General features: G+C 61.9%; 18 protein-coding genes. 3 read left to right on the top strand and 15 right to left on the bottom strand.

All coding sequences use genetic code 11. The features are described 5' to 3' along the window. Positions 1-45: 45 nt before the first annotated feature. The 3 genes from CAF87_RS04100 to CAF87_RS04090 form a co-directional block, all read right to left on the bottom strand. Entirely contained in the window at positions 46-1,020 is a 975-nt protein-coding gene (locus CAF87_RS04100) for a hypothetical protein (protein ID WP_085731153.1), read from the bottom strand. Positions 1,021-1,149: 129 nt separating this feature from the next. Then, a complete protein-coding gene (locus CAF87_RS04095; RefSeq protein WP_085731154.1) occupies positions 1,150-1,629 on the bottom strand; it encodes a DUF934 domain-containing protein in 480 nt (159 codons plus the stop codon). Further along, positions 1,626-3,299, bottom strand: coding sequence for a nitrite/sulfite reductase (locus CAF87_RS04090; RefSeq protein ID WP_085731155.1), 1,674 nt, complete (start codon positions 3,297-3,299; stop codon positions 1,626-1,628). The genes CAF87_RS04095 and CAF87_RS04090 overlap by 4 nt, the downstream gene beginning before the upstream one ends. Before the next feature lie 323 nt (positions 3,300-3,622). Here CAF87_RS04090 and ccoN point away from each other — a divergent pair, with 323 nt between their 5' ends. Then, positions 3,623-5,050 (top strand): cytochrome-c oxidase, cbb3-type subunit I, encoded by a 1,428-nt coding sequence (gene ccoN, locus CAF87_RS04080; RefSeq protein WP_085731156.1) that lies wholly within the window; start codon positions 3,623-3,625, stop codon positions 5,048-5,050. 15 nt (positions 5,051-5,065) lie between these two features. Continuing rightward, complete coding sequence (locus CAF87_RS04075; RefSeq protein ID WP_085731157.1) at positions 5,066-5,287, top strand: CcoQ/FixQ family Cbb3-type cytochrome c oxidase assembly chaperone; 222 nt, start codon at positions 5,066-5,068, stop codon at positions 5,285-5,287. Positions 5,288-5,350: 63 nt separating this feature from the next. On the opposite strand, the gene CAF87_RS04070 is transcribed toward CAF87_RS04075, so the two are convergent. Next, a complete protein-coding gene (locus tag CAF87_RS04070) occupies positions 5,351-5,860 on the bottom strand; it encodes a GNAT family N-acetyltransferase (protein WP_085731158.1) in 510 nt (169 codons plus the stop codon). Positions 5,861-6,240: 380 nt separating this feature from the next. Between CAF87_RS04070 and CAF87_RS04065 the strand changes: the two genes are divergently transcribed. Continuing rightward, entirely contained in the window at positions 6,241-6,612 is a 372-nt protein-coding gene (locus CAF87_RS04065) for a DUF6124 family protein (RefSeq protein WP_085731159.1), read from the top strand. A gap of 68 nt (positions 6,613-6,680) precedes the next feature. Here the strand turns inward: CAF87_RS04065 and CAF87_RS04060 are convergent, their stop codons facing one another. The 11 genes from CAF87_RS04060 to CAF87_RS04010 all read right to left on the bottom strand — a co-directional run bounded on the left by CAF87_RS04060 (position 6,681) and on the right by CAF87_RS04010 (position 18,213). Then, positions 6,681-7,658: a LysR family transcriptional regulator gene (locus CAF87_RS04060; RefSeq protein WP_085731160.1), complete on the bottom strand. Its 978-nt coding sequence runs from the start codon at positions 7,656-7,658 to the stop codon at positions 6,681-6,683. A 91-nt stretch (positions 7,659-7,749) separates the two neighbouring features. After that, on the bottom strand, positions 7,750-8,697 hold the full coding sequence (locus CAF87_RS04055) for a peptidylprolyl isomerase (protein WP_085731161.1): 948 nt from the start codon (positions 8,695-8,697) through the stop codon (positions 7,750-7,752). Then, positions 8,694-9,161, bottom strand: a complete 468-nt coding sequence (locus CAF87_RS04050) for a YbjN domain-containing protein (protein WP_085731162.1) — start codon at positions 9,159-9,161, stop codon at positions 8,694-8,696. The genes CAF87_RS04055 and CAF87_RS04050 overlap by 4 nt, the downstream gene beginning before the upstream one ends. Before the next feature lie 17 nt (positions 9,162-9,178). Next, positions 9,179-9,808: a DNA repair protein gene (locus tag CAF87_RS04045; protein ID WP_085731163.1), complete on the bottom strand. Its 630-nt coding sequence runs from the start codon at positions 9,806-9,808 to the stop codon at positions 9,179-9,181. A 17-nt stretch (positions 9,809-9,825) separates the two neighbouring features. Next, positions 9,826-11,523, bottom strand: a complete 1,698-nt coding sequence (locus tag CAF87_RS04040; RefSeq protein ID WP_085731164.1) for a putative porin — start codon at positions 11,521-11,523, stop codon at positions 9,826-9,828. Positions 11,524-11,562: 39 nt separating this feature from the next. Beyond that, the gene (locus CAF87_RS04035; protein ID WP_085731165.1) at positions 11,563-12,267 is read right to left on the bottom strand and encodes an energy transducer TonB; all 705 of its coding nucleotides are present in this window, start codon (positions 12,265-12,267) and stop codon (positions 11,563-11,565) included. A gap of 3 nt (positions 12,268-12,270) precedes the next feature. Beyond that, complete coding sequence (locus CAF87_RS04030) at positions 12,271-12,696, bottom strand: biopolymer transporter ExbD (RefSeq protein WP_007955109.1); 426 nt, start codon at positions 12,694-12,696, stop codon at positions 12,271-12,273. Positions 12,697-12,707: 11 nt separating this feature from the next. Beyond that, positions 12,708-14,507, bottom strand: a complete 1,800-nt coding sequence (locus tag CAF87_RS04025; protein ID WP_085731166.1) for a DUF2341 domain-containing protein — start codon at positions 14,505-14,507, stop codon at positions 12,708-12,710. Positions 14,508-14,521: 14 nt separating this feature from the next. Next, positions 14,522-16,117: a ShlB/FhaC/HecB family hemolysin secretion/activation protein gene (locus CAF87_RS04020; RefSeq protein ID WP_085731167.1), complete on the bottom strand. Its 1,596-nt coding sequence runs from the start codon at positions 16,115-16,117 to the stop codon at positions 14,522-14,524. A 71-nt stretch (positions 16,118-16,188) separates the two neighbouring features. After that, positions 16,189-16,800 (bottom strand): transposase, encoded by a 612-nt coding sequence (locus CAF87_RS04015; RefSeq protein WP_085731168.1) that lies wholly within the window; start codon positions 16,798-16,800, stop codon positions 16,189-16,191. Positions 16,801-17,004: 204 nt separating this feature from the next. Continuing rightward, positions 17,005-18,213, bottom strand: coding sequence for a DSD1 family PLP-dependent enzyme (locus CAF87_RS04010; RefSeq protein WP_170929577.1), 1,209 nt, complete (start codon positions 18,211-18,213; stop codon positions 17,005-17,007). Positions 18,214-18,265: the final 52 nt, after the last annotated feature.

The following is an 18,265-nucleotide window of genomic DNA, read 5'->3' as shown; positions in this document are numbered from 1 at the left end:
CCGCCGCCCTGCCAGAGATGCGGCAGAACCCGATTCAGATCAGACTCACCAAGTCGACGTCTCCCCGCTCCGCAAAGCCATCTCCCGCCGACTGTGAAGCCGCATCGCCTTGATCAGCGACACCGTGCCCACCAGCAACAACGCCGCGCCAAACAGGAAGTCGATGTTGTACAGCTGGAAATCCTGCACCGGCCCCACCAGCACCGTGCGCACCACGCCGATCCCCACCAGCGTGGCGAGGAAGTCGATCCCCGGCTCATCACGGTAGAACACCAACAGCAAAGGCAGGCACAGCACCAGCAGCATCAACAACACCACAACCTTGAACGCGCCTTTGCGCTCGACACTGAAGGCGCATTCGTGGTGGCCGTAGGCTTTGTAGTCCTCATCGCGAGCCATCACGCTTTTCTCGTTGATGTAGTCGGCGCGGTTGTACTTCTGGATGGGCGTGAAGGTATTGGACATCTCCATCAGTGTGGTGATGTTCTTGAAGCGCAGGTCAACGCGTTCGTTGCCCTTGAGGTAGTACAGGACTGGCTTGTAGCCGTAGCGATAAGTATCGAAAGGAAACTCGGTGACCCGCCCCTGAACGCCGATCGGGCGCGATTCGAGTTGGGCGAACGCACTCTTGTCGGTCGAGGCGAGGTTGCGACTCAGCGGCAGGACTTTCACTTGCTCAAGGAAGATCGGCGTGGCGCCGTAAGTCCACTGCAACGGTTCCAGGCGCAGACGCAGTTCGTTGCGGCCCAGGTCATAGCGGTTGAAGGTGCGTTCGGACACCACCACCGCACCGCTGAGCATGAACTCACCGCGCAGGTTGTTGGTGACGCGCAAGGTCAACTGATCCTTGCCCAGCAGCGCCGCATCCGAGGATGGCGGCGTACCGCACCACGCGGTGCTTTCGCCGACACCGCCGAGCTGACCGCCGCGGCTTTCGTTGAATACGTAGATGTAACCGGCCCACAGCGTCAGCATCAAAAGCAACGCGGTGAGGCCCAGAATCTTTTTGCCCGGACCCACTGATCAGACTCCCTTCTTCGTTCCGTCGTCCAGCCGAAAACCCGCTGGCGACGGGGACTCTACCAAAAGGCCAGCATCGACCCAAGGAAAAATCCCCGATTCATCAGGGTTCTAGGGGTTTCCCCTGCATCACCTGCGCCGAAACAACGGCCGCGGCTCGATCACCGAGCGCCCGTACAACACGCTCATCCCCGCCAGCCCCTTGAGCGCATCCTCGACGGATTTGTCCTCGCGCACGGCAAAGCTGTCGAAACCGCACTGGCGCATGTGGCTGAGCTGGTCGCGCAGCACATCGCCAATCGCCCGCAACTCGCCTTTCCAACCAAAACGGCTGCGCAACAGATAGGCCTGGCTGTAGGCGCGACCGTCGCGAAAGCTCGGGAAGTCGAGGGCGATCAATGGCAGCGAAGTCAGCCATGGCAGCAGGCTTTCGACGCCGTCGTCCGGGCCCAGCCAGACCGCATGGGTCGAGGGCGATTCGAGCCAGTGAGCCAGCGGCAGAATCAACATCCCGGCGCCGGGCTCTGTTTCAGGGGAGCGAATCAGCGTCCACGGATCATCGAGCACGATTCGCGCCCCGCTCGCCTCCATGCGCAGCAGATTGTTCATGCCGGCACCTCCAGCGCTTTCGGGTAGACCCGCTCCTTGAACGGCTCCAGTCCGATGCGCGCCACGGTATCGACGAACAACTCTTCGGCCTCGCGATAACACACGAAGGTGCCGATGATCCGCTCGATCACCTGCGGCACTTCGGCGGCGCTGAACGACGGGCCGATGACTTTGCCCAGCGCGCTGTTCTTGCCCTGTGCCCCGCCGAGGGTGATCTGGTACCACTCGCTGCCGTTTTTATCGACACCGAGAATCCCGATGTTGCCGATGTGGTGGTGGCCGCAGGCATTCATGCAGCCAGAGATATTCAGGCTGATGTCGCCGAGGTCGTGCAGGTAATCGAGGTTGTCGAAACGCGCCTGAATCGCCTGGGCAATCGGGATCGATTTGGCGTTGGCCAGCGCACAGAAATCACCGCCGGGGCAGGCAATGATGTCGGTCAGCAGGCCGACGTTGGCAGCGCCCAGCCCCTGCTCTTTCGCCAATTGCCATAGCGTATACAGCTCGGATTTGGGCACATCCGGCAGGACGATGTTCTGCTCGTGGGCGATGCGTATTTCGCCAAAACCGAAGCGCTCGGACCAGTCGGCCACGGCCAGCATCTGCAAACCGGTCACATCCCCCGGTGGCGAAGCCAGGCCCGGTTTGGTCGACAGCACCACGCTGGTGTAGCCCGGCACCTTGTGCGGCTGCACGTTGCGCGCGACCCAGCGCGCGAACGCCGCGTTCTCCGCCAGGTGCGTGCCGAAATCCAGATCCGTATCCGCCAGCGTGCGATAGCTCGGCGGCACAAAAGCACTGGCGACTCGCTGGTATTCATCCTCGGTCAACTGCGCCGGGCCGTCCTTGAGGTGTTGCCATTCCTCCTCGACTTCCTTGGCGAACGCCTCGATGCCCAGCGCCTTGACCAGAATCTTGATCCGCGCCTTGTACTTGTTGTCGCGCCGGCCGTGGCGGTTGTAGACCCGCAACACCGCCTCGACATAGGACAGCAAATGCTGCCACGGCAGACCGTCGCGGATCTGCAGACCAAGGATCGGCGTGCGCCCCAGACCTCCGCCGACGATCACCCGCAGCAGCATCTGGCCGTCACGGCCGGGGTAAAGGTAGAGGCCGATGTCGTGCATCATGATCGCCGCGCGATCCTGCTTCGCCGAACAGATGGCGATCTTGAACTTGCGCGGCAGGAACAGGAATTCCGGGTTGATCGTCGACCATTGCCGCAGGATCTCAGCCAGCGGACGCGGGTCAATCAACTCGTCCGCCGCCACCCCGGCGAAGGCTTCGGTGGTGATGTTGCGCACGCAGTTGCCCGAGGTCTGGATCGCATGCATGTTGACCTGCGCCAGGCGTTCGAGGATGTCCGGCACCTCGTGCAGCTCGATCCAGTTGAACTGCATGTTCTGGCGGGTGGTGAAGTGGCCGTAGCCACGGTCGTAATCACTGGCAATGCTCGCCAATGTGCGCATCTGTTCGGCGCTCAGGGTGCCGTAGGGAATCGCCACCCGCAGCATGTAAGCGTGCTTTTGCATGTACAGGCCGTTCTGCAGGCGCAGCGGCAGGAATTCTTCTTCGCTCAACTCCCCGGCCATGAAGCGCTCGACCTGATCGCGAAACTGCGCAACGCGCTCGAACACCAGCGCCCGGTCGTAATCGTCGTATTGATACATGCAGCGGCTACCTCATCAGAACTTCAGCACACTCCTGTGGGAACGAGGCTTCTAGAGATTGCGCGATCTGGCGCAATCTCTAGAAGCCTCGTTCCCACAGATTCCTGAAAGCACTATGACGTTGCAGCGCAGCCCGTTACAGATTCACCTGAACGCATAAAAACCGTATCAGGGCGCGGCAGATGGCCGCAGGCAGCGCTTCGATCTGATCCGCATAAATGAACAATTCCTGAGCCTGTTTTGTTTCTGGCGGGGTTTCTACAGTGCAGGTCGTGCCAGACCGGGTGGCCTGGCAAGACTTTGCAACCGCGGAAGAATTGACCATGAGCACAGCAACAATCGGACAGGCTTATAACTACAAGGTCGTCCGCCAATTCGTCATCGCGACTGTTTTCTGGGGTGTCGTGGGCATGGCGATGGGGGTATGGATCGCCTCGCAACTGGTATGGCCGGACATGAATCTGGACCTGCCGTGGACCACCTTCGGCCGCTTGCGACCGTTGCACACCAGCCTGGTGATTTTCGGTTTCGCCGGCAGCGCGCAATTCGCCGCCAGTTACTACGCGGTGCAGCGTACCTGCCAGGTACGGCTGTACTCGGACAAACTCGCCGCCTTCACCTTCTGGGGCTGGCAATCGGTGATCGTGATCATGCTGGTCACCCTGCCGATGGGCTTCACCACCACCAAGGAATACGCCGAGATCGAATTCTCCGGCGCGGTGTGGATGGCGGTGGTCTGGGTCGCGTACGCCATCGTGTTCTTCACCACGGTGGTGCAACGCAAGACCAAACATATCTACGTCGGCAACTGGTTCTTCGGCGCGTTCATCCTGGTGATCGCCATGCTTCACGTGGTCAATCACCTGTCGATTCCAGTGGACTGGTTCAAATCCTACCCGGTGTATTCCGGCGCCACCGACGCCATGGTGCAGTGGTGGTACGGGCATAACGCAGTGGGGTTCTTCCTGACTACTGGCTTCCTCGGGATGATGTATTACTTCGTGCCCAAGCAGGTCAATTGGCCGGTGTACTCGTACCGGTTGTCGATCGTGCACTTCTGGGCCCTGATCACCCTGTACATCTGGGCCGGCCCTCACCATTTGCACTACACCGCGCTGCCTGACTGGGCGCAGTCGCTGGGTATGGCGATGTCGCTGATCCTGCTGGCGCCGAGCTGGGGCGGGATGATCAACGGGATGATGACGCTGTCCGGCGCCTGGCATCAGCTGCGCACCGACCCGATCCTGCGCTTCCTCGTCCTGTCGCTGGCGTTCTACGGCATGTCGACGTTCGAAGGCCCGATGATGGCGATCAAGACCGTCAACGCCCTCTCCCACTACACCGACTGGACCATCGGCCACGTACACGCCGGCGCCCTCGGCTGGGTGGCGATGATCACCTTCGGTGCGACTTACCACATGGTGCCCAAGGTCTTCGGCCGCGAACGGATGCACAGCACGCCGCTGATCAATCTGCACTTCTGGCTGGCGACCATCGGCACTGTGTTGTACATCGCTTCGATGTGGGTCAACGGCATCACTCAGGGCCTGATGTGGCGGGCGATCAACGAAGACGGCACGCTGACCTACTCGTTTGTCGAAGCGCTGCAGGCCAGTCATCCGGGGTTTGTCGTGCGCTTTGCCGGCGGGGTGTTCTTCCTGACGGGCATGTTGCTGATGGCCTACAACGTATGGCGCACGGTGCGGGTGGCGGACGTTGCGATTGCCCACCGTGAAGCGCAGATCGCCTGATCAAGGGAGCCGGTCATGTTCGATGTTTTCTTGAATGTGTTGGGTGTGGTGTTCTTGTGGCTGGCGGTGGAGTACTGCTTGCGCCATGAGACGACCGAGAGCCTGGATGACGCAAGTCTGACGCCGTTTGCCGATGATCCGGAGGTGGCGCGGCGGGTTGAGCTGGCCACTGGCAAGACCGTGAAAGCGGTGGCGCCGGAAACGGCGAAGCCGGGCTGGATCAATCTCGACATGTAGCCGCAAATGGCTGTCCACTGTTGATCGTTCCCACTCCGCGTGGGAACGATCTTTCACAGCAATTCAGACCCTGCGCAGACGCGCCATGCTCAGGGTGTCGACCCACTGCCCGTCGCGCACGGCGTAATCGCGGAACAGGCCTTCGGTCTCGAAGCCGAACTTGCGATAGAGCCCGATGGCCGCTTCGTTGTCGGCGTACACCGAAAGCTCGACCCGGTGCAGGTTCATCCAGTTGTCGGCGACGTCCAGCGCCGCTGCCAACAACTTCGAACCGACACCCTTGCCCTGCCACGCCACCGCAACGGCCATGCCGACACTGCCGGCGTGGCTGCGGCGCACACGGGAAAAAGCCTCCAACCCCAGATGACCGATCACCGCACCTTGATGCAACGCCACCAGTTTCACCATCCGCTCGTTTTCCGGCATCAGTCGTTGACGCCAGATCTCGGCAGACTGAAACGGCATCTGCAACACCTGCCGGGTCACGGCCGGGTCGTTGTACAGCGCGGTGACGCCTTCGACGTGGGATTCGCTGAAGCGTTCGAGGTGAATGGCGGGGTTGTGCTCAGGCATGAAAGATCCCTCCTGGATCAGTGCGTGGCCGGTCACTGTAAACCGCTTTTTCACGGATTCGCCATGCCTGTTTAAAGCCGTTGACCGAAACTTCCGGCAAGCCACAACGCCTTGCGCCATTGCCTACGCATCCGCGAGAATCCGCCGGCTTGTGTGCCTTGAGGGCGGGCTCTATCGTTTCCGGGTCGTTGACGAATCAGCGATCGGGTCTCGCAGCCCGCGATCTCTAGACGCACAACACCCTCCAGTTTTATGGCGGCTGTACGTGGGAGACCTTCGGGTCTGCCGGTTCTAGAGTCCCGGTCTGCGACCCGCGTATAGCTGCCACCTCTTCGTATCGCAGCGAATCGTGGCGGCTCCATGACTCTGGAGATTCAATCATGATCAAACCAACGCCAAACCCACCCGAAACCGACACGACCTCGCCCTACGAAACCCTCGACTCAAAGAAATCCCACGAAGCCGCCGACCGCGCCCTCGATCACTACCTCAATCCGTTCCACCCCAGAAAACCGCTGCTCAAACCCAACACCCGCTACCTCATCGCCCCCGGTATCCCAAATGAAGAACTGCTGGCCGACGCCTGCGAAACCCTGACCTCGGCCAAAACCATGGCCAGCGACTTCGCCGGGATGATCGATGCGCCGCAGCGGCATGTGCTGTTGGGGATTGCGCAACTGATCATGCTGGGGGAGCTGGCGGTGAATCGGGTGCTGGATAACCTGGACACGGCGGCTGAAGCCCGGCCCTGATCGACCAGATCGTTCCCACGCTCCGCGTTCCTACGCAGAGCGTGGGAACGATCTGAAAACCTACGTGGTTATTCAAACCACTCCTGCCGCTCATTGAACGTGCGTTGAATCAACTCAACCAAGGTCTGCACCTCCTCAACCGCCTGCGATTCACTGTTCACCGCCAGCCACACCTGCAACCGCATCGCCTCCTCAAACAACCCCGGCAACGCCACCAACCCGCGATCAAACCGGCTCATGTACATCGGCAACAACCCGATGCACGCACTGCAACGAATCATCTCCAGCATCAGTTCATAAGACTGCATCTGCACCACGCCAGCCAAGCGCTGTTCGACCAGTTCATTCCACGGCCGGAAGCTGTCGATCTGCCGGTCATGCTGCCATTGCACCAGCATGAAATCGGCAAGGTCGTCCGGGCTTTCGGGGCGTGCAGTTACGCGGGAGTAGCGTTTGGCAATGTGCGGCTGGTATTCCAGTTGCGCGAGGCGTTGCGGTTCGCTGGTGGCGAAGGTCGGGCCCGGATGCGGGGTTTCGCCGTGGGCGAGCCACAGCACGATGTCGGCACTGACCGCGCGCAGGGCCAGTTCGCTGTCGAGGGCGATGATTTCCAGGCGCACGCTGGCGTTGCGGCGCAGCAGTGCGATGAGGTCGCGGCCGAGGATGTCGTGCAGGATCGATTCGGCGACGGCCAGCCTGATCAGGGGTTGCTCGATCACCGGCAGTTTGCGTTCGTGAGCCAGGGCCACCAGTTGCGCCTGCAATTGCTGACCTTCGCGGGTCAGCGTCAAGGCACTGCCCTGAAAGCTGAACAGCGCGCATTGCAGTTGCTGTTCGAGTTGCGCCAGTTGCTTGCGCAGCAGGGTCGAACGCACGTTGAGGCTGCGGGCGGCCTGCATGAAGCAGCCGCAGCGGGCGCTGACCAGAAAGTATTGCGCGATTTCGCCCTCGATCTTCGCAACCTGCGCCAGCCAGGGTTCGGCCTTTTCCTGCGGCCAGCGAAAATCGGGGCTGCCCTGTCGTCCTGCGGGTTCGGTGAATGACATCGATGACTCCCTGTCGATCTTTGTTTTGGTGTGCCGCAAGCCAGTTTTCTGAATCCAGTGATTTCCCTGTGGGACTTCGGTGATGCTGAAATCAGCGTTTTTCCTCCAGCACCTTGTTGAGTTCCGCCCCGTCGATGCTCAGGGTCGCGGTATTGAGCATGCCGTCCAGGTATGCCTGGGCGATCTGTTCCTGACGCTGGGCACGCAAGGCCTGAGTCAGTTGGTCGCGCAGCTCGTCGAGGGTCGCGGTGCGGGCCGGTTGTTGCTCGGTGAGTTTGATCACGTGAAAACCGGCGCTGCTTTGAACAGGATCGGAAACCGCGCCAACTTTCAGTCGCGCCACCGCGCCACGCACTTCCGGTACCAGTTGCTGCAATGGTTGCAGGCCGGTATCGCCGCCGCGCTCGGCCGTGAGGCGATCCTGGGAAAACTCTTTGGCCAACGCCGCGAATTCCGCCGGAGTTGCCTGGGCTTTCTTGCTCAGATCCGCAGCCTGCTTACGCACCGCATCAAGGTTCTGCGGCTCATTCACGCCGAGGAAAATCTGGCTGACCCGATACAGCGCTGGCGTCTGCCAATTGGCCTTGCCCGCGTCATAGGCCTGCTGCAACTCGGCGGCGCTCGGATAGTCCGCCGGCACTTTGCTGACCGACTGCAAATAGTCGCGAAACACGATCTGCTCGGTGGCCGCACGAGTCTGCCGCACCACGTCCGGACGCTGCGCCCAGCCCTGGGCGTCGGCCTGTTCCAGCACGGCCTTTTCGGCCAGGCGTGAACGTATCCAGCGCTCCAGTGCCTCACGATTGCCGCGCAATTGTTCGCGGGTCTGCGGCGGTACGGCGGCCAGCAACGCCTGCAATTCCTCCGGCGTGACCTGCTGATTGCCCAGTCGAGCCACCGCCGGCCCGGCATTCGTCGCGATCACCGGCGCCGGTTGCTGGGCGGCGACCGGGTCATTGCCCGGCCGCACCACCAGCGCCACGGCCACCACCAACAGCGCCACCGCAGCGGCGCTGATCACCATGGCTGGTTTCGTCACAGCGCGACTTCCTCTTGCTCAACCTTTGGAGCCTGGGCGGAAGCGGCGTTCTGGGTGAAGTCACGCAGGTACACGATGAATTCCTGCAACAGGCGATCCCACAGTTCCAGGTTGCCGCGCAGGTAATCGCTGCTGACGCCAGCCGCTACCACCACGTCCATCTCCATCACCAGAAATTCGCCCTGCAACGACAACCGGGCAAAGCGGCGGGTAGCGTTCCACTGCTCGGCCACACCCGCCGGCAATTCACCCTGTACGCGCAGTGCGCAGCTGAAGGTGAAGTCAACGTAGCTGCCCTGCTCCACCACCGCCGGGTTGCCGAAACGCACCGCGTAACCGATGCCCTGACTGGCGCTCAGCAGTTGAACGATGCCGTTCTGTTCGGTCTGGTTGACCCGATAACCGGCGGCTTGCAGCACTTCGGTCAGGGATTTCGGGGAAACGTGGCTGATCAATTGAGTCATGACTTCTTCCTTGTTCATCAGTGTGCGAGCGCCGCTTGCGGCGCATCGAATTGTGTCTTGTACAGGTCATCGCCGAAGCCCTGAGCCAGTTCATCGAACTTGACCCGGGCGCTGCCGGCGAAGGGCTGGCGGATCTTCATCACCTCGGCCACATCGATGTTTTCGTAGGCGGTGAGGATCTGCTTGGCCACGCCGTACATTTGCTGATTCTTGACCGAACATTGCTGCACTTGTGTGTCACGTTCGGCCAATTGCGCTTGAAGCTTAGACCGTTCTGCCTCTTTGGCACGGGCCAGGACCAATAGCTCTTCGTAGGCCTTCTTGAACTTGCCGGTCTGCTCGTTACTGGCCGCGACTTGCGCCTGGGCCTGGCTGTGCAGGCTTTGCTGCTGCCCGGCCAGCTGCTCGGCGAGGCCTTTGGCCTTGGCCAGTTCGGCGGTCAATTGCTTGATTTGCGCCTGGGCACCCTTGGCCTCATTCTGCGCCGCCAGTTGCGCGGCGCTGGCCTGGGCCTGCTGGCTTTGCAGGGTTTGCAGTTGCTGGGTGGTGCTGCGCAATTGCGTGCGCAGGCGTTCTTCCATGCCTTCGGCGCTCGCCCCGGTGGCGATCAACATCCCGAGTCCAAGCCATAAAAAGCGGATTTTCATAACCCTCTCCCGGCGCCTTAGAAGCGCGTGTTGATCTCGAGCTGCAAGACGTCGATGTCGAACGGCGCGCCATACACCGCCTCGGTGCTCATCCAGCGACCGGTGGCGTAGACGTTCTTAGCCAGACCGTAGTTGCCCCCGAGGATGTAACCCTTGGCGTTGGTGCCGCCGAGGTGGAACGACGAGTCGTTGAAGCCGTCCGGCAAGGCGTCAGGCTGGATGTACTTGTAGCCGGCGAAAAGGTTCCAGTCGCCCTGCTTCTTCAGGTCCAGAGCGTTGCCCAGGGTGAACTGCACCATCCACGCATTGGCACCGCTTTCGATGTTGCCGCTGCTGTCGAGGTTGTTGACCAGTTGCCCGGCCGCACGCTTGCGCATGTCGCCTTCGTCGTAGCCGAGGTTGTGAATGTAGTTGCCCTGGCTGCGCAGTTTGAAGTCGGCAGGCAGGTCGGCGTCCCAGACCAGATTCAGGTCCAGCAGGTTGAACTCCGACGCCAGGCCAACGAATTGCGGCTGCGGCGTGGTGCTCGGGTTGAGCGGGTTCGGCGTGATGTCGCGCAGCAGGAACACGCTGTTGCCCTTCTGCATGAACGCTGCGCGGGTGCCGTCACTGTCGCAGCCCGGCGCGCCGGCCCACGGCTCGCAGGGGCTGGAGCGCTGGCCCTGAATGTCTTCAAAGCGGTAGTAGGCCAACGCGCCTTTCAGGCGGTTGTTGCTGTTGATCGCCCACTTGGCGCCGACCTGTGCGCCGTACAGCCACTTGTTGTCGCTTTCTTCCTTGTCGAAGCCGTTGCTGGTGGTGGTGTCGCTGGTGTAATCCACCGGGAACGCACCGACGGTGCCGAACACGCCCCAATCGCGGCTGAGCTTGTGGTCGAAGATTGCCGCCACACCATCGAAGTTCAGGTCGTTGGAATACAGCATGTCGGTAGACATGAACGGGTTGGCGAAACGACCACCGGTCAGGGTCAGCTCATCCGACGGCTTCCACGTCAGGTAACCCTGATCGAGCCAGATGTCTTTCTTGGCAAAGCCGCCCCCAAGGTTCTGGGTGGTCGACACCGGGTTGTTGTCCGAGCCGGTGCCGATGCGGATGCCGGCCGTCCATTCGGGCGAAATCTCCGCTTTCATGCCCAGACGCGCACGCAGGCGGAACAGGTTGGTACGGTCTTCACGGGTGTTGAGCAACGGCGGCAATGCGGTGCTGCTGTTGGGGTTCACGTCGTACGGGCCATTGTTGTTGAGCTTGGCGAAGTCGACGATTTCGTTGCTGTTGCTGCCCGAGTAGTAGCGCGACTCGTCCCGTAGGCGAATATCGCCGTCGAAGCTGATGCGAGAAGCCCAGTCCGGGAAGGTGTTGGGGGCGGCCCAGTTTTCCTTCTTCGCGGTAGCCATGACTTCGGCCTTGACCTGATCGCGGATCTGATCACGCACCGCGGCCGGCACATATTGCACCCGCACATCGCCTGGTGCGGCGACCGGCCCGGCTGCCACAGCGGTGGACGCCGCAGCCTGTTTGGCCTGGGCCGCTTCGTTCTGAGCCTGGGCGATCAGTGCGTCGGCCTTGTCCTGTTTCAGAATGCCCTGCTCGACCAGCAAGCGGATCAGATTGATCGTGGCGTTTTCCGAGGGCGCAGGCGCTGCCACGGCCTGACCGACCAGGGTCGCGATGACCATGCCGACCGCCAGGGACAATCGATTCACATTGGAAATCATCTGCACACAACTCCTTTTCATACAGCTTTATGAATTCGGTTAACCCGGACGCCGCCCTTGCAGGGACATGCGCACAGGCAAGGTGATGGAGGCCGGTGGCCGTTCGCTCAGATGGGGCGCGTTTCGCAACGCGGCCAGCACCTGACTGTCGATCTCGGGGTTGCCGCTGGACTTGATCAGCTCGACCCGGGTGATCTCGCCGACGCTGCTCAGCCACACATCGGCCTGCAGCGAAAACGCGAGGTTGCGCAAGTCCGGGTTCTCCCGAAGCAGCTTCTGGAACGTGAACGCGAGGAACTGGCTGTACGTACCGTTGCCCACACGTCCACCACCGGCGCCCGCCATGCCGCCGCCCTTACCCGCGCCGATGTTGAAGGCGTCGTTGCCGCTCTGGGCGTCGCCGTCCATTTGCATCGGGTTGGCCAGGTCGTCCGCCGGCGATGGCGGTGCTTCTTCCTCGGGTTTCACTTCCTGTGGCTCGGGCGTCGGCTCCGGCTCGACGACTTTTTCTTCCACCGGCGTTTCCGGCTCCGGCGGTTTCTCCGGCGGCGGAGGTGGCGGTGGCGGCAACGGAATGATCGTCGGAACCTTCGGCGCTTCCCGGCGGATGCCGCTCATGTCGTTGGCCCACTGCCACAGGAACCACGCGGTGAGTGCGCCGAGGATCAGTCCGGCGCCCCACTTCACATAGCGCACTGGCGACTTCTTCACCGGCAGCGGTTCGATTGGCATCTGTGCAGTCATGACTCAGCCCTGCGTCGGTTTGCCGGTGACGAGACCGACTTGGGACAGTTCGAGCCGGCGCAACAGATCCAGCACTTCGATGACCTTCTGGTATTGCACCGTGGCGTCACCGCGCACGATCACCGGGAAGTCCGGGTTCTGCGCTTTCTCGATGCGCAGGCGCTCTTCCAGCTCCGGCAGGGTCACCGGGTAGGCATCGAGGAACACCTGCCCGCCGTCGTTGACCGAAATCGCCTTGGTCTTGGCCTCGGACAGCGACACGGCAGCGCTGGCCTTGGGCAGATTGATCTGGATCCCGGAGACCTGCGCGGTGGCGGTGAGGATGAACATCACCAGCACCACCATCAGCACGTCCACCAGCGGGGTGATGTTGATGCTGTCCACCGCTGCATCTTCATCATCGTCGTGGGAGGCATTTACGGACGCCATGTCAGTGCTCCTCAGGCTGGTACGGAATGGTTGACGTGATGACCGCGCTGATGCGCCGCTTCACTGGACTGGCCTTCGCCGTGCATCTCCGCCAGACGGGTGATGAACTCGTCGACGAACACACGCATGTCGGCGCTGACTTCCTTGTTACGGGTGATCAGGCGGTTGTAGCCAAACAGCGCGGGGATCGCGACGAACAGGCCCATGGCGGTGGCGAGCAAGGCAGCAGCCATACCCGGCGCAATGGCGTTGATGTTGACGTCACCGGCCATGGCCGTGCCGAGGAACACCACCATGATCCCCAGCACGGTGCCGAGCAGACCGATGTACGGGCCGCCGGCGATGGCGTTGGACAGGGTCGAGAGTTTCGAGCTCAGTTGCTGGTTTTCCCGGGTGCGCACGCCGTCCATGGAGCAGCGGATGGCTTCGATGGTCGCCGCCGAAACCGATGAGGTATCGGCGCCCTGCTCGCGGCGGGTGCGGATCTCTTTCACCGCTACCTGGTACAGGCGCCACAGCGGTGAGTGCTGAAGACGCTGGGCGAGTTGCGTGTCGTCGGCGAACATTTCCAGGCGGGTACCGACCTTGGCGAACTGCACGCGGAAGTCTTCGTTGGCAGCGGTGACGCGGCTCAGGGTGCGGTTCTTGCGCAGCATGATGATCCACGACTGGAACATCATCAGCACCAGCACCGCGATAATCACCCAGGCGTCCACCGGCACCGCGTTGAGCAGGAAGCCGAGGCTGCCGAAACCGAAGCCGGACTGTTCTTCATCGACGCCATAGGCCACCAGTTTCGACTCGGCGCCCTGGGAAGTGGCGTCGGCCAGCAACAGCGGCGCCGAACGGGCGAATTTCGACAGGCGCAGTTCATCGATGGCGCCCACGAACGGCTGGAAAGGACTTTCGTGCAAGTCGGCGCCGATGGCCATGACCGAATTGAACGCCGGCATCGCCTGAGCCAGTGCCGCGCCTTCGCGTCCGTTGATGTACAGCGTCACTTTCGCGCCTTCGGCAGTCATTGCGACGTGCTGCCATTGGCCCGGATTCAGCGGTTGCGTGGCCACGGCGCGCTGCCCGTCGATTTCCACGAACGGTACGCCCTGATTCACACCGACCAGCAGGCTGTTGGCGCCTTCGCGGCGGGCCAGGATCAGTTGCTCGCCGTTGGCCTGATCCAGTCGCAACCAGGCACTGAAGGTGAACGCGCTGCCAGCGTTGTGCTGCAGCGACGGACTGGCCGGCAGCAGCAGCGGCTGGCCGCTGAACTGCAAGGCCCGCCCTACTACGCCGTCGATCGCGGCGCCGGTGGCGCTCTGCGCGGTGTTGCCGTAGGCGGTGGTGTCTTTCGCCGGGGTGCCGGTGGCGCCATCGAAGTGATAGAGCGCGGTGTAATTCGGATCGAATGTGAGTTGGCCGTTGCCGGTCGCCGGAGCTTTCTGGTTGCCGTAGTACATCCAGATGTCCTGACGCTGACCGCCCTCGACATTCGGCACATCGACCCAGATCAGCGCCATGCCCATCAGCGCATCGAAGCTTTCGATCTGGTGGTTGAGCACGGTCTTGTCGTCGGCGGCGACAAAGCGCAGGTCAGAGCCGTCCTCTTTGACGCCGTCAAAGGTGAAGTTGCCGGTGTGCAGGCGCACCAGCAGCGCGGTGCGGCCAAGGGCCTGATTGATCCCGGCTCCTTGTGGCGTGGTGTCGACGGCGATCTGTTTGCGGTAGTGCCAGTCGTCCTGCCACCAGGCCTGAGCCGTGGCCGGGAGCACGAAGCCCAGGCAGATCAACAACGAAAGGAATAGGCGCTGCATGGAAGTGCTCCTTGTTAGAAAGTGGCCTGTAGGTTGAAGTGCAGGCGCGATTCCTGTTTCGAGGTGTTCGGCCCTTCGAGTAGCGGGTAGCCCCAGTCGACGCTGCCGGACAGCCATTTGCTCAGGCTGGCGCGGGTGCCGAGACCGACACTGGCCAGGGCGTAACTGGCGTCCTGGTCCGGCAGTTCGTCGCGCAGATAGAGTTGCGCGCCTTCGGCGAAGGCGTAGAAGCGCCAGTCCTGCATCCACGTGCCGGCGTACTTGGCCAGCGACGGTGTGCGGACTTCCTGGCTGAACAACACACCGTCATCGCCGGTGCGTTCGGCGGCCAGATAGCCGCGTACCGAAGTCGCGCCGCCGGCAGAGAATTGTTCGTTGGAAACCAGTGGCCCCGACGCCAGCTGGAACGCGGCTTTGCTCGCGCTCTGCCAGTCGTTGTCGAAGGTCCAGGTGAAACTGGTATCGCCCTTGAGCACGGCGAAACTCGGCTTGGCGCGGTAGCGCTTGTAGTCGAATTCTTCGTCGGAGCTGCCGTAGCCGAAAATGCTGCGGGTAGCCGCAACCAGGCTCAGGCCGAGGCCGAGCTGGCTTTTTTCGGTGTAGCGATAGCCGTTGTAGGCGAAGGTGAACGGCGCGTATTTCAGCGGCACCTTGTCGCTCTCGCCGGACAGGGTCAGGCGTTCGTCGAAGTCCTTGAAGTCGATGCCGGCCGACAGCGAGTTTGACCAACTGCCGCTGGACGGAATGGTGTAGATCGCCGACACACCGTAGGAATGGCCCTTGCCGAGCACGTTGCTGCCGCCGATGGTGGCGACGTTGCTGTCGGACTGGTAACCGGAGAACTGCACGCTCCAGCGGTCGGTCAGCGGCGCGGTGTACGAGCCGGACCAGACCTTGGCGTTGTCGGTGTCCTGCGGCGCCGTGAAGTAGGTCAGGTTGATGCTGTGGCCGAGCTGCCAGAGGTTGTTGTAGCCGAGGCTGGTGACGGCCCGCAGCTTTTCGGTGTCGGCGCTGTAGTCGTTGTTGAGGCCGACGCTGGCGGTCCACGGGTTCTGGTCTTCGACTTGCAGATCGACGTCCATGGTGCCGGGGCGCTGACCTTCGCGCACCAGCGGCATCACCTGCCGGCCCGGGGTCTTGTTGAGTTGCGCCAGTTCGCCCTGGACCTTGGCGAAGTCCGGCACCTCGCCTTCCTTCAGCGCCGGGACGTTGTCGCGGATGTCCAGCGGCGAATAGTGTTTGGCGCCGACCACCCGCACCCGGCCGACCTTGGTTTCGCTGACTTGCAGATAGACGATGCCGTCGGCCACTGCCTGCTCCGGCAGTTCGACGAACACCGATTGATAGCCGCGTTCCTGATAGACCTTCTGCAAGGCGTCCCGCGCGCCTTCGATGTCGCTCAGGGCTTTTTGCGGGCCGAGGAACGGGTACACCGCTTCTTCGATGGCCCGGGCATCGAGCACGGTGTTGCCGCGCACGAAGTATTCGTTGACGTCCACCAGCCGCTGCGCACCTGCGTTTGCGGCCTCCTCGGCGAACGCCGGCTGCACGCCGGCCGTCACCAGCAGCCAGCCCCACAGCGCCAGCCGTGACGTGAAAATCTGCTCCACACTACCCCCTGAAATTCGCGATGACCTGTTGGCGCTCATGCGCCTTGCGTGTGCATCAATGACTGGCGTTGTTAATTGCTGACGTGCGTGGCCCCGGTGTGCTTGCTCAGCCAGGTGTGCAACAGCGCGAAGTTCAACGAGAACTCGGGCATTTGCAGCAGCGCGCCGCAGAACACTTCACCGATGATTTTCTGGATGAGCTGCACCGCACGCGGCTCGTTGAGCAGCGTGGCGATGTCGCGACTGAGGACGTTGAAGCTCCAGACTTTCTGGTTCAGGCCCAGGCCGACGAACCAGCGGAACAGCAGGTTGTAATTGAGCTGTTCGTAGAGCTGCTGCTCGCTGGGCACCGAATACAGCAGTTGCAGGAGCAGGATGTGCATGACCGTTTGCGCCGGGATCAGCATGCCGGGCTGGGCGTTGAGCTCGTGCAGGAGATCGGCGTGGGCGTCGAACAGGTCGTCGATCTGCGGGCGCAGCAGCACCAGCGAATGTCCCGGCGGAATGTAGCTGGAGACCTCTTTCAAGGCGCCCTGCCAGTCATCCTGCGACACGATCCAGACCCACGGCGCGCCGTAGCGATACACCGAAACCGGCTTCTTGCGCGCGGCTTCGACGATCTTCGACAGGCGTTGATCGAGTTCCTGCATGCCCACTTTCGAGTAGCGTTCCATAGTCCCCATTGCCTCACTCCCGGCGTCCCGCCTCGGCTTGTGAAAAGCGCCCTGTTGGGCCCCTCAAGCGCGTTACATAGGCATGACCGGACTGGCGATGTGCTACCGAACTTTTGTCATAAAAGCTTCATTACAGAAATTGATCGGGAAACTGCGGGCATAAAAAACTGTGCGAACTGGCTCGCTCCCACAGGTATTCGTCGTGATTTAATGTCAGGAATAAACCGGCCAGGTATCGATGATCTTGCCCCCCCGCATCGCCAGCAGATCACCGAATTGCAGCAGAACGGCTTCTGTCTGGGTTGGTCGTAGAAAGACCTGATCTTCTACGTTCAGCCCTACCGCATTCGAACCATTGACCATCTCCTGATTCGAACTTCGCCCGTAAACGCCATTGCTCTGCAGCCCCGGCGGCGATTCGAATTCGGCCATCCAGTTGCCGCCGTAGATGAAGAAGGTCTGGCGCTGGTTGGCGTCCCACCACGAAAACAGCTTGGACTTGTCGTCCAGCGCCGGAATATTCACCGCCCCGGTGCTTTTCAGCACCGGCGTGGCGATGTACGCGGCGGGTTCGTGTTCGACCAGCGACGGCAAGTCGTAATGAGTCGGCTTGAGCATCGCCGTGCCGACCGACACTTCGCTGCTGAGATTTTCGTTTTCGTGCATGCGATAACTCGGGCTGCCGGCGGTGTTCAGGCACAAGCCGTCATGCCACAGCGCCGGGTATTGCCGTCGGATGAAGTCGACACAGCGCTGATAAATCACCATCACCTTGGCAAACAGTTCCTCGGGCGAGCCGAGAATCCCCGGAACGCCCATGCCCACGAACGGGTCGTAACCCATGAAGCCGGCGAATTCCAGGTGCTGCGGGTTTGCGGCGATCAGCGCGAGCATCTGCCCGAGCACGTTCAGATCACTGACCCCGCCCCGGTGCAGGCCGACGTCCAGTTCGATGTTGATCCGCATTCGGGTGCCCAGTCCCTGGGCCAGCGCGAGGTATTGCTGCAGGCGTTCGGGGTTGTCGATCAGCCATTGCAGTTGTTTCGCCGGGTCGAACGGGCCTTTGTGGGTCTGGTAGAAAATCTCCGCCGAACGCACCGGTAGCGGCTTGCCGAGCAGGATGTCCGATTGCGGAAACGTCACCGCATCATGATTGAGAAACGGCTGATGAAACGACATCAGTCGCTGCGTCCCTGCCCGTTGGCCGATGTAGCTGAGCAGGCCCGGTGACGGCAGGGATTTCTCCACCAGCCGCAACTGCTTGCCCGCACGATTGACCGAACGCATCACCACGTCGATGTTGTGGTCGAGGCGATCCAGATCGATCAGCAACACCGGGCGCATCGGGCCTTTGCTCTTGAGTTCATTGTTCAGCGCCCGGAAATAGTCGCTGTAAGGCCCGCCGCGATCCCCCGGCCGCAGCCATGCACCACCCCCCACCAGCAAAGCGCCGACCCCCAAAGTCCCGAGCACG

It is taken from the genome of Pseudomonas sp. R38(2017) (assembly GCF_002112395.1).
Classification (GTDB): domain Bacteria; phylum Pseudomonadota; class Gammaproteobacteria; order Pseudomonadales; family Pseudomonadaceae; genus Aquipseudomonas.
Note: the sequence above shows the minus strand (reverse complement) of the source record. Positions and strands in the feature narration are given on the sequence as shown.